The organism is Streptomyces griseus subsp. griseus (assembly GCF_000720255.1).
Taxonomy (GTDB): Bacteria; Actinomycetota; Actinomycetes; order Streptomycetales; family Streptomycetaceae; genus Streptomyces; species Streptomyces griseus_I.
On the sequence record NZ_JOJE01000210.1, the window covers coordinates 1 to 288 of the forward strand.

Below are 288 nucleotides of genomic sequence, written 5' to 3' on the forward strand. Positions count from 1 at the left end.
TGGCGTCGGAGTGAGGGCCCGGATATGAGAACGGCCACCGGCTGATCTTCGAGATGTCGAAGCTCGAAGGAGATCAGCACGATGACCGCACCCGACAGTGCGCCCCTGCACGCCCTCGCCGAGGAGAATCTCGCAGCGGCGAGTCCCGATCTGCTGCGCGCGATGATCAAGACGTTCGCCGACGCCCTCATGTCCGCCGAGGCCGACGCCCTCTGCAACGCCGAATACGGGCAGGTCAGCGACGAGAGGGTCAACCACCGCAACGGCTACCGCCCGCGCGAGTGGGAC

Annotated in this window: 1 protein-coding gene; it reads left to right on the plus strand. The window is 66.7% G+C overall.

Going from position 1 to position 288, the window contains the following annotated elements:
• Positions 1-81: 81 nt before the first annotated feature.
• Positions 82-288 (plus strand): transposase (locus IG99_RS43825; RefSeq protein WP_037684643.1); only part of this gene is annotated, 207 nt, incomplete at its 3' end.